General features: G+C 57.7%; 15 protein-coding genes and 1 pseudogene. 11 read left to right on the plus strand and 5 right to left on the minus strand.

Translation table 11 applies throughout. The annotated features are described in order from the left end of the window. Positions 1-48 precede the first annotated feature (48 nt). Together K9B32_RS20850 and K9B32_RS20855 are read left to right on the plus strand one after the other, a co-directional pair. Positions 49-458, plus strand: a pseudogene (locus K9B32_RS20850) (transposase domain-containing protein); the annotation flags it as partial. 95 nt (positions 459-553) lie between these two features. Further along, the gene (locus tag K9B32_RS20855) at positions 554-718 is read left to right on the plus strand and encodes a hypothetical protein (protein WP_224565585.1); all 165 of its coding nucleotides are present in this window, start codon (positions 554-556) and stop codon (positions 716-718) included. Between the two features lie 157 nt (positions 719-875). Here K9B32_RS20855 and K9B32_RS20860 read toward each other — a convergent pair whose 3' ends face one another. Further along, positions 876-1094 carry a DUF982 domain-containing protein gene (locus K9B32_RS20860; RefSeq protein ID WP_318013356.1) on the minus strand — a complete coding sequence of 73 codons (219 nt, stop codon included), beginning with the start codon at positions 1092-1094 and terminating at the stop codon, positions 876-878. Positions 1095-1457: 363 nt separating this feature from the next. Here K9B32_RS20860 and K9B32_RS20865 point away from each other — a divergent pair, with 363 nt between their 5' ends. From K9B32_RS20865 to K9B32_RS20890, 6 genes are all read left to right on the plus strand, one after another. Then, entirely contained in the window at positions 1458-1685 is a 228-nt protein-coding gene (locus K9B32_RS20865) for a hypothetical protein (protein ID WP_224565587.1), read from the plus strand. Then, on the plus strand, positions 1654-1893 hold the full coding sequence (locus K9B32_RS20870) for a hypothetical protein (RefSeq protein WP_224565589.1): 240 nt from the start codon (positions 1654-1656) through the stop codon (positions 1891-1893). The genes K9B32_RS20865 and K9B32_RS20870 overlap by 32 nt, the downstream gene beginning before the upstream one ends. A gap of 677 nt (positions 1894-2570) precedes the next feature. Further along, positions 2571-2933: a hypothetical protein gene (locus K9B32_RS20875; RefSeq protein WP_224565591.1), complete on the plus strand. Its 363-nt coding sequence runs from the start codon at positions 2571-2573 to the stop codon at positions 2931-2933. Positions 2934-3535: 602 nt separating this feature from the next. Beyond that, positions 3536-3712 carry a hypothetical protein gene (locus tag K9B32_RS20880; protein WP_224565592.1) on the plus strand — a complete coding sequence of 59 codons (177 nt, stop codon included), beginning with the start codon at positions 3536-3538 and terminating at the stop codon, positions 3710-3712. Further along, positions 3684-3854, plus strand: coding sequence for a Gp49 family protein (locus K9B32_RS20885; protein ID WP_224565594.1), 171 nt, complete (start codon positions 3684-3686; stop codon positions 3852-3854). The genes K9B32_RS20880 and K9B32_RS20885 overlap by 29 nt, the downstream gene beginning before the upstream one ends. Before the next feature lie 152 nt (positions 3855-4006). Further along, on the plus strand, positions 4007-4168 hold the full coding sequence (locus tag K9B32_RS20890; RefSeq protein WP_318013357.1) for a hypothetical protein: 162 nt from the start codon (positions 4007-4009) through the stop codon (positions 4166-4168). Positions 4169-4274: 106 nt separating this feature from the next. Here K9B32_RS20890 and K9B32_RS20895 read toward each other — a convergent pair whose 3' ends face one another. Further along, a complete protein-coding gene (locus K9B32_RS20895; RefSeq protein WP_224565596.1) occupies positions 4275-4592 on the minus strand; it encodes a hypothetical protein in 318 nt (105 codons plus the stop codon). A gap of 155 nt (positions 4593-4747) precedes the next feature. Next, positions 4748-5470 (minus strand): SOS response-associated peptidase, encoded by a 723-nt coding sequence (locus K9B32_RS20900; RefSeq protein ID WP_224565598.1) that lies wholly within the window; start codon positions 5468-5470, stop codon positions 4748-4750. Positions 5471-5575: 105 nt separating this feature from the next. On the opposite strand from K9B32_RS20900, the gene K9B32_RS20905 reads away from it, so the two are divergent. Then, entirely contained in the window at positions 5576-6613 is a 1038-nt protein-coding gene (locus K9B32_RS20905; RefSeq protein ID WP_224565600.1) for a hypothetical protein, read from the plus strand. 102 nt (positions 6614-6715) lie between these two features. On the opposite strand, the gene K9B32_RS20910 is transcribed toward K9B32_RS20905, so the two are convergent. Together K9B32_RS20910 and K9B32_RS20915 are read right to left on the minus strand one after the other, a co-directional pair. After that, entirely contained in the window at positions 6716-7036 is a 321-nt protein-coding gene (locus tag K9B32_RS20910) for a hypothetical protein (RefSeq protein WP_224565602.1), read from the minus strand. Between the two features lie 358 nt (positions 7037-7394). Next, a complete protein-coding gene (locus K9B32_RS20915; protein ID WP_007793480.1) occupies positions 7395-7613 on the minus strand; it encodes a hypothetical protein in 219 nt (72 codons plus the stop codon). Positions 7614-7801: 188 nt separating this feature from the next. Here K9B32_RS20915 and K9B32_RS20920 point away from each other — a divergent pair, with 188 nt between their 5' ends. Together K9B32_RS20920 and K9B32_RS20925 are read left to right on the plus strand one after the other, a co-directional pair. After that, positions 7802-7948, plus strand: a complete 147-nt coding sequence (locus K9B32_RS20920) for a hypothetical protein (protein WP_224565604.1) — start codon at positions 7802-7804, stop codon at positions 7946-7948. 433 nt (positions 7949-8381) lie between these two features. Then, positions 8382-9485, plus strand: a complete 1104-nt coding sequence (locus K9B32_RS20925) for a septal ring lytic transglycosylase RlpA family protein (RefSeq protein WP_224565606.1) — start codon at positions 8382-8384, stop codon at positions 9483-9485. Positions 9486-9509: the final 24 nt, after the last annotated feature.

The raw sequence follows: 9509 nt of genomic DNA on the forward strand, positions 1-9509 counted from the left end.
GCGAATTGAGCGGTTGACGCGGGGTGGCGGTTCAGATTCAAAACTACGATGACGCGAACCGGCGAACCGAGCGTTGCAGAGCTGATGGCGCCGTTGGCGGCAAATGCTGCCGAAATCGCCGCGCTGAAAGCCGGAAGGAAGCGCTTTCGCAGCGCGTCGTCAAGCTCGAGGAAGAGCTGGCGCTTGCACGGCTACATCGGTTTGCGCCGCGCAGCGAAAAGCAGGTTGATCGTATCTTCAACGAAGCCGAGCAGGTTGCGGATGAGGATGACGCCGACAGCGAAGAGAACGACGTCGTCGACCTTCCGGACACGGGTTGGCATCCGTCGACGGGGCGAAGGACAAGAAGCGCGGCCGCAGACGCCTGCCTGAAAACCTGCCACGCGAGCGCGTCGAGTATGATCTTCCCGACAATCAGAAGCTGCCGCGGCCAAATGCATCGCATGCTCAAAGCCATCCAGTGAGTGCTCCACGCCTTCATGAAAGACAAGCCGGTCACGATCTGGTGCGATGGTGTGTATGTCGTCAACGGCTGCAACGACTGGCGTCACAAGTGGAAGCGCAACGGTTGGAGCCGGAATGGCCCGAACGCCACGAAGCCGGAGACCGGGGAGATCAAAACCTCGACCTGTGGAAGGAGATCGACGCCAAGCTCAACGCTAGCACCGGTCTGACAATCGCATGGGTGAAGGGCCGCAACGGAACGGTCGGAAACTAGCGCGCCGACGAGCTTTCGCTGAAGGGGTGTCAGCAAGCAATGGAAGCGGCCGGCTTAGAGGAGCCCAAGGCAGTCGTCGACTACCTCACCGCTGAATACAAGCGTCATGGCGGGGTGAGCGTTGAACAGATCCCCGAACGGCATCAGTATTGGCGACTTAGCGCGCAGCCGCGAGCTGAACGGCGGACTTGGCGTCTTCGGCCCTCATCCGACCCTCAATGACCGCTCGGCAAGCTTGCCATGCTCGTTGCCATTTGGCTGTGCTCTGGTTTGGCTCATGGATGAGCCAGGTCAGAGCCTCCTCGGGGGAGCCGACAACGATGCGGATGCGGCTATCTCCAAGCACGAGGGGCTTTTTCCATCGGTGTACCAACACAGCTACGCTCCAATCGTGTGGGATGTCAATAAAGCCAAATGCGCTGCGGCGTCACATTGTTCCATGACCGGCAATGAGGCAGGGGGCTCTGCAAACATGGGTATCCGAAGCTCGTAATGGAAGAAGCAGACGAACGGAACCAGCCGCCGACGCTGAGAGGCCTCGTTGAATAGAAGCGTCAACATCTTCAAGATCGCGAGTGCGGCGTCACTCTTCGGGAGCACCACAGCCCGACCAGCCGCCGCGCCCGGGAGTGCTTCTGCAAGCCCACCGTCCGCGAAATCGGGCGCAGGCACGGCGAGGAGCATCTTCGCCTGGTCTTGATGCTGATCACTGGCAATTCGGGCAACGCCGGCGAGCTGTATGCCGATGCGTCTTCTCATCGCCAATCCGGATCTCGTCCGCCGCCCGTCACTCGTCTCGGACTTCAACGCGATCGACTTCGGCGCCATTCGTCGCGGCGCCCGGTCCATGAAATACGGATTACCTATGAGGATGAGATCCTCGTGGCACTCCGGCAGCAACTCGGCCTCTGGCCATATCGAGGGGAAGACGCGGCATGACGAGAGCGTTTACGGAATGGACGTATGAGCAGGAGCGAGCCCAGATTATCGAGGCGGGGCATACTCTGCGCGCCTCACCGGGCGACCTAGGGCCGCGGTTGGCATCTGGAGCGATGTCGGACGTCGTCCGCGACATGATGGAAGCGTATAGCTATCAGGAGGCGAAAGCGCCACGCATTCCATCGGCCTACCGGATCTTGGAAGTGACGGAAGTAATTCGGCCAGAACCGGATTGAACGCCCAACCTAGACAGAGTGAAGCCCGGCGAAGTATTTCATCGTAATTCCAGCTCCAAGCTCTTACTTTTACCTTTAGAAGGAGCACTAAATTGGAAAATCTAAGAGAATTTGCCTCCAGCACAAATGGTGATCGGTGGTTTCTGGGTATCGACGAAGAAACAAACAGAGAGGTAGTTGTTCACCGTGGCAACCCATCGTCGGGCGGTCATGAAACGACGACTCCCGTGACTTCATTTTTGTATCAACGCCCGTTTGGCCCAGAACATAAGGCTTTGGATTCGTTGCTTGCGGATCGAAGAGCCGCCGAGAGCGAAGAGACGCCCTCGAAACCAGTCTAACGCGGCATAGAACCAGGGTAAGCCGTTGCTGCCCGCCGACAGAGACCATGGCTTCGGCCGTGGACCAGCGGTCAAGCCGGGAGGGTAGCCTGGCACCATGCCCCGAGTGAGGAACGCCGTAGAGCCCGAGATGCGTGGGTCGCAGCACGACGACTACATGCGCATCAACCCGCTGACTGGATCGGTCATATCGGGCGAGGGCGGTGAGAATATGGGCCGCGGTGATCGTTGGCGCTGTGCGGTAACACCGACTGCGTCATCTGGGTTTCTTCGGTCAACGGGATTGGCACTCTCTTCGCCCGCAAGCGTCACTCGATCATGCAGCCGCATTAGATCATGCGGCTGCACTGGCGCGATGATCCTCGCAACACCGAGGAATGGGCGGAGGCGAAGAAAAACAGCTTCTATCGACGACAGCGCCTCGGTCGAGGGCATCTGCATCCCGGCTCGTTGGGCCAGGAGATATTTCAGAAGCATGGGATTGTCCGATCATCGGAGATTGCCCAGGCCTCAGGTGCGCGGATAGTCTCGCATATCTTCGGCAACGACAAGCAGACGCTGCCTTTGCGGCTCGAATTAGCGCCAGAGAGCCCGTCGCAACCTTCAAAAGCATGGAATCTCGCCTCTCCTCTTTCCAACAGGCGAATACAGGTTCATCATGTCATGGGCTGTCCCTTAACCTTCCTGCGCGTCGCTTGAACAACTCGACCTGTTGGGGACATGGGATGCTTACCGCCGCTTAGCTGTTTTCAGCAGGTCCCGAACCCGGAACTAAGACCGATTTATTTGGTATCGGAAGGTTTCGGCGGTCAGGCTTTGTAGGATGCTCAATTTGGAGAGTTCCCATGATCCGCTTGCACAAGCCAATCACAGCCTTCGCTTTTCTCTTGCTCGCCGCAATCAGTTCGTCATGTACCCCCGGTGGGCCGGGGGCCCGCTCGCTGAACGAACCTTTGAACCTCGCCTGCGCAGATGGCTTCAAGGCCAGAGGCGACGGCTCATGCAGCTTCTAAAATCCGATGCAATATCGCCCGCGCTGCTACCCGCCGATAGAGACCACGGCTTCGGGCCGTGGACAGCGGCCAAGCCGGGAGGGTAGCCTGGCACCAATCAGTGCCCGCGAGAGCCTGCCACAACGCCCCGCAATGACGCAGAGTCCGGCCGAGGGGCAGCGTTAGAACCTCCCGAGCGAGTGAGCCGCGAAGGATCAAGGTAGATAGGACTCGACCGGCATCAACAGCCCGCCACCTTCAAGGTCGGCGGGTTTTTCATTTTCGGCAAGCCACCAGAGGTAGACGGTAATGCCAGTCAACGAAGCAGCAATCGAAACCGAGATCCAGAGCAAGGGCCTGAACGCTTCTCGCCTTCGGCCTCAGCAGATCGACCGTCAGATCGACAAGGAGGACTTCTACGTCTTCCCAGGCATGACGCTGACGGTGCGCGCTGACGTTGACCAACGGCTTCATCGTCACTGGTGAAAGCGCCGCGGCATCCCCCGAGAACTTCGACGAGGAGATCGGCCGCAAGATCGCCCGCGATAATGCTCGCAACAAGATCTGGGCTTTCGAAGGCTACACACTCCGGAACTATCTCTCCGGACGCTGCATCGGTCACGATTGAGGGGGAGCGGTATGTTCGGCAAGCTTATAAGCCTCGCTGTCGATACGGTAACGCTTCCGGTATCTGTTGCGGTGACATCGTGACACTCGGCGGCGCGCTCGTCGATCGTCCAGAGCCCTATATTCCCGCTGGGATCCAATGAATACGAAGCCATGCCAGAAACCAAGATCCCTCAATTGATCTTCGCACTGAACGTCGCCCGAGACATGGCGGAGCCCGAGGGGCCGGCAGCCGATCTTCTCGTCTTCCTCATCAACCAGGCTGAAGGAAGCGAGGAACGAGGCGCTTCGGCGCGGCATTGTCGTCGAGATTGAGCAGGATTCGGAGCTTCAATAAGAGGTCCGATACTGATCCAATCATGAGCATAAAGAAGCGCTACCAAGCATTTGTGCGTGCGAGATATCGCTTCATAGCGGCCGATCAGTCGCATGCCCTCTGGAAGGTATCGACGTGGCGCTCTTGCCTCCAACCCGGATAGCAATCATCCCACCCATTGTCGCGGAAACGGTGAAATCCGCCAAAGGTATGATTTGCACTTTCAGCAAAACCATCGTTGTGCTCGGCGAAATTCCCGTGGTCGTTTCTGAAGTTGTCACTACCAACGGCGCCGCCGTGATCACCTCCTCCATGACCTCCGCCGTGGCCGTGGGCCATGGCAGGAGTGGTGGCGACGATCGACGCGACCGCGAGGGCTGCCGCGATCAATCCCGTCGCTGCGGCTTTGCTGAACGTGGACATGGCATTCTCCTTCGAAAACGATCTGCACCAACCAAAGGCGCGGACTGTGAGTGAATGGTAACTCACAGCCGTTCTGGCGGAATCATACGGAGGTATAGGAGGACTGATACAAAAGGCGCCTTCGAGCTTTTGGAGTGTGAGGTGGAAGGCCGTTTTCACATCATCGTCGGTTCGGGATCAGGATCGATCCTCTCGATAATGTCGGGCGTGTCGTTTTTCGGCGATCCGACCTTTCGGTCAATTGGCCACATCTTCATTTGTTCGGCCGGATAGGGTTTCATCAGGTCGCCCGGGTCGGGCTCTAGCGATAGCCAGCGCTCGTAGTCGTCGCGATGCAGGACAACCGGCATGCGGTCGTGGATGTCTGCAATCATCTCGTTCGGCGGACACGTCACCACCGCGAAATTGCGAATGTCGGCGCCGGTGGCAGGATCTCGCCACGTATCCCAGATGCCCGCGAGCGCGAACGGGCTGTCATCAGCCATGGCAATCGCATACGGCTGCTTGTTCTTGCCAGTCCCATAAATGTCCTTCCATTCGAAGTAGCCATTGATCGGCACTAAGCAGCGGCGCGATCGGTACGCGGACTTGAACAGGCCGTTGGTCGCGATGCCTTCGCGACGAGCATTGATCGGCGGTGGACGCCCTCCGGGCTTCATCCAGGATGGCTGTAGACCCCAACGGGCAGATACGAAGACTGGCCCCATGATGTCGGGTTCCCGCACCATGTCCCGGATGATGATGGGATAGTAGAGGGAAGGGGCGCCGTTATATCGCGGGAACTGGTTGCTTAGGGCTTCCACATCGCGCCGTGCCGAGAACGCGAAGTTTTGTAGCATTTCCTCGAGCGTAGCCTTGATGTAGATTCGTCCGCACATTCCAGAACCTCGATCAATCCCGTGGCAGTTTCCCTAGAAGCAATCTATAGCCGAGCGGGCGACGGCGGAAAGTACGCCTCATAGAGGCGGGTTCAAGGTAAGCACATGATTGTCGCTCCTCGACGTATCACGCGACGATGGCCGCATTTCATCGCAATGACACTAGTGCCGTTCTTACTTAATTGCGGATTGCCAAAGGCGGCAATCGCAGATCCCGTTACCGATGATGGTCGCGCCTTAATAACGGCCATAGGGGAGAACGATTTTCTTAGCGCTCGCACTATTTTACGTCGCGGGAACGTCGACGGAAATGGATTTGCCGATGGGCGATTCAAGCGGAGCTTTGTGAAGGAAGCTCTGTTGGCGCAGGCTGATGATCGTTTGATTGACCTGCTGATGGAGAACGGCGCGGACCAAGAGGGATGGGACTATTTCGCCGGTCGTTCCTCGAGTGCTTATGCTGTCGCCGTCGGAGGAGTCAAAAGACGCGGTGCTGAATCTACGGTTCGGATCATAAGGGCGCTAAGGAGTAAAAAGTTCGAACATATCCGTGGGGTGAAAGAGAACATAAGTCTCCTGTCAGTTAACGGTCTTCCCTACCCAGACTTCCTCTCCATCGTTGACGAGTTGGCCGCCGATGGAATTGACTTGAAGGGAGAGTTTCGCAACGGGACGCTCAAGATGGTGCGAGTTTTCGATACTGGCTTAGAGGCGACTTGGCCGTATCTTCTTAAGATAATTGATGTGAATGAGGCCGATGCGTGGGGAAATACCATTACGGGCGTATACGCTGGGGCCAATTGCACGGTGGAGAGTTGGCAGGAAGACAATCCAGTTTGGTTTTGCAACGAGGATCCTGCCAGGTTGAGGAAGATTGAAACCGCCGTCCGTTCGCCGGGGTTTAAGGGAGACACCCTTCTTCAAAAGGCCGGAGGCTGGACCACGTTTGACTATCTGGGCTTCACATCGGGTCAAACTGGGAGTTGCTTCAGCATCCCACGCGATGTCAGTCCTGTTCAGGATGAGATTCAGGACTTCGTGAAATCCACCTTCTCTAGAGAACTATCGCAGTGGAGACCTGTGAAAGACCCGTCATGCTCGGTGCGCGGCTCGACTGTCATTTGCAAATGCCTGAGGCCGTAAGGCAGGTTTGCGAAGGATGCTCACCGCGACAAAGTCGCCACATCAATCGTGCACCCTTATGCCCGCATTTGCAGCGCATCAGACCGGCGACTTGGCCAAGCGTCAAAGCCTTCCCAAACCTGCGCGGGATCTCCACCGATCGATCGGCTTCCGGCGCTTGCACTCAGCGCATGGGGCGAACAGCTTCTCGTGCTGGGCAAGTTCGCCCAGCGTCCGCATGTGATCAGGCTTCGGTGCGCGCGGCGCAATGCCGAGCATCTCTTCGCCAGAGCTGCCATAGGTGATCTTGCACTCGTCATTGAATGGCGCGTCATCATGTCCGCGGTGGCAACCAAATTCTTTGGAAATTTTGCAGCGAAGCTCGGGCATCGGCTTGTTGCCGAAACGGGCGAGGGCGTCGGCAGCGGATGGGTAGTAGGCCATGCGCAAGCGCCTCTCCTTGAAGAGGTTGCCGACAGCCGCATGATGTCGAGGATTGGGTTGTGCTCCCGGCCGAGGCTAAGAGATTTCTTGAGTGTCTGCTTTTCGACGCACCGAAATCCAATTTCAGCCAAAGTGCCAGGGCGAGTGCGAAGATGATCATGCAGATACCGCGGTCGATCACTTCTCCCGATGAGGAGGAGGTCGTATATCGTGCCAGTGCTCGTACGCGCCGGCTGGCAATCTCGCGATAGCGATGCCCACCACAACATTCAGAATCGCGAACACCAGCGCCAATACAGCTGTGACCTTTGCTGCATTTGAGAAAAACATAGCCCGTCGTTTCTCTACTAAACTTCGCTTAGTGCTTTGAACTCTTGCCCCGGTAAGCCTCTGGTGCTGGCAAAGCTTCGTGTGCCTTCGCCAGCGTCTCCAACCACGCAGCAAGTTCGGCCGGAACTTCCTCGTTCCCGGCTTCTAGCGCTTCGATCCATGACAGCTCGCACTGCAGCGCCGACGCGATATTGATCGGGGTCCATCGGATATGGAGCAGACATTCGCTAAATCGTTCGTTCGTCATGGCAATAGGCTCCTAGTCGGCGTCCGAATTGCACCAGCCTGTCATATAGGTTGCTGGAGTCAATCACCACGGTTCGACGCCTACTTCAATACCCTACGGGACGGGACATGGCGCTTCGGTTGCCGCAGCGACGGCCATCAGCAGCCATGTCGTAGTTGGCATAGCAGTTTCCAGGGTAGCCCGATACGATGGATACTGCACCGCGGGCAATGCGAGCACGCTGGGATGCATCACCATCGATATGGAAGCAAACGGGCGCCACCAAAGGCCACAAGATCGGCTTCATGAACACGATCAACGAATATGCCTGGCAGGCGGGTCTGTCTCTCGAATGACGACGTCGGTAGGGGTTTCGCCATCGACGACCTCAGATCCACTTCTCGAAACCATTGAAGGATATCGGCGGGGAATACGCGAGTTCGCAAAGTTGCCCGATTTCAGCACGCGCCAGGAAGAGGACATTGCAGAGGTTCGTACGTTCCGGCCGTTCAGCGAAGCGCTGAAGCCCTGGAATAGCGATTACCACGGCAAGGAAGCTCTCTTGCCGAACCGCCTGCTGGGCTGGGCGCCGAGCGCGTTGCCTAGAGCCTTAAATTAGTGACTTGTTAACCATATTAATTAGAATTCTCCCTATCTTGGCGAAATGCTTCGCAAATTTGCCATGAAAGCCACATGATTAAAGTCTCATTAGGTTGGTGGGATTAGGGGTGTCTGGCCCAGATCGGGGCAGATTTCTTAACCATAACGGTCTTGAGCGGCGTGGGGCATATGAAACGAGACTACGGGGCGGCGTCATTCGCAACGGGAATGCGATGGGTTGGACTGTCGCTCATCTGCGCAACGGTTACGGCTTGTGGCACCGCGCCGACGCCGACGAAGCACGCCCACGGCAAGGAATATTTCTCGGAGAAGGAATACGGCGTCAAGGCCAGTCCACGCGTTGCGTCCGGCAACAATATCCCGAAGGGCGGCGGTCGCTATATGGTTGGGAACGCATACGTGGTGAAGGGTAAGTGGTACTACCCGAAGGAAGATTTCTCGTACAACAAGGTCGGCATCGCATCCTGGTACGGCTCAGCCTTTCATGGTCGCCTGACGGCAAACGGCGAAGTCTACGATCAGATGCATCTTTCCGCGGCGCATCCGACGTTTCCTCTGCCGAGCTATGCACGTGTGACGAATACGGAAAACGGCTCGTCCATCATCGTGCGTGTTAACGATCGCGGTCCCTATCACGAAGGGCGCATCATCGACCTCTCCAACAAGACGGCGGATATGCTTGATCTGCAGCATAGCGGCACCGGAAAAGTCCGAGTTCAGTATGTCGGCCGTGCCCGCATGGATGGTCACGACATGCCCTATCTGATGGCCTCCTATGTGCCGAAGGGCAGCCGCATGCCGGGCATTAACCCGGGTGGCGGCCAGATCGCAACCGGCGTCATGGTTGCCTCCAACAGCAAGCGCATAACGGCTGACCAGCTCCAGAGCTTTGGCGGCTTCACGCCTGAGCCTGAGAACGTCCCGGTGCCGGTCTCGGCGACGTCCTATGCCGGCTCGACCCCCAGCGCCAGCTACAACGCCGCGCCGGTTCCGACGCCAATGCCGTCACCGTCCGTTGGTGGCAGCGCACCGCTGGCAGAGCCTACGGCCGGGCAGATGGTCGTTCTGCCGGAATTTGGTCCTTTCCCTTATGAGCGTCCCTTTGGAGGGCCGCAGGGTTCTCTCGCAATGGGGTATCAGGAAGAGGGCGTAAAGACCGTTACGGTCGATCTCGCTTTCGACGCCGTGATGGTTCGCAACGATGGGCTCACGCAGGACGCCATCCTGGCATCCTTCAAACGGCAGAAGGCGGGAGCAGCGCGCGCCGAGTAAAGGCGGCCATTGCGTCGTTCTCGG

The organism is Rhizobium sp. 3T7 (genome assembly GCF_020166565.1).
Classification (GTDB): domain Bacteria; phylum Pseudomonadota; class Alphaproteobacteria; order Rhizobiales; family Rhizobiaceae; genus Rhizobium.